The organism is Pseudomonas sp. SIMBA_068, assembly GCF_046534705.1.
Classification (GTDB): Bacteria; Pseudomonadota; Gammaproteobacteria; order Pseudomonadales; family Pseudomonadaceae; genus Aquipseudomonas; species Aquipseudomonas putida.
In genome coordinates this window covers 1-247 of the sequence record NZ_JAWRYI010001297.1, presented here as the reverse complement: position 1 = coordinate 247, position 247 = coordinate 1, and the positions used below count along the sequence as shown (strand labels likewise).

The window sequence follows — 247 nt, the reverse complement described above, 5'->3', positions numbered from 1 at the left end:
CAATTGTTCGGCGTTTTCATCCAATGCCGTCATCATCAGGATCAGGCCGGGGTAGTGATCACGGATCTGTCGGCACAGAGTGAAGCCGTCGATACCCGGCAACATCACGTCCAGGATCAACAGCGCCGGCTGTTCATCGAGAATACGCTGGGCTGCATGATCGCCACGGTGCTCCACCGCAACGGTAAAACCTTCGGCGCGCAGGAACTCGGCCGTCAGCGCGGCCAGTGGGCGGTCGTCTTCAATC

The 247-nt window shown here is 59.5% G+C and carries 1 protein-coding gene; it reads right to left on the bottom strand.

What is annotated here, in order from left to right:
- Window positions 1-246 (bottom strand): response regulator (locus SB756_RS33770; RefSeq protein WP_410913725.1); only part of this gene is annotated, 246 nt, incomplete at its 3' end.
- Window position 247 lies beyond the last annotated feature (1 nt).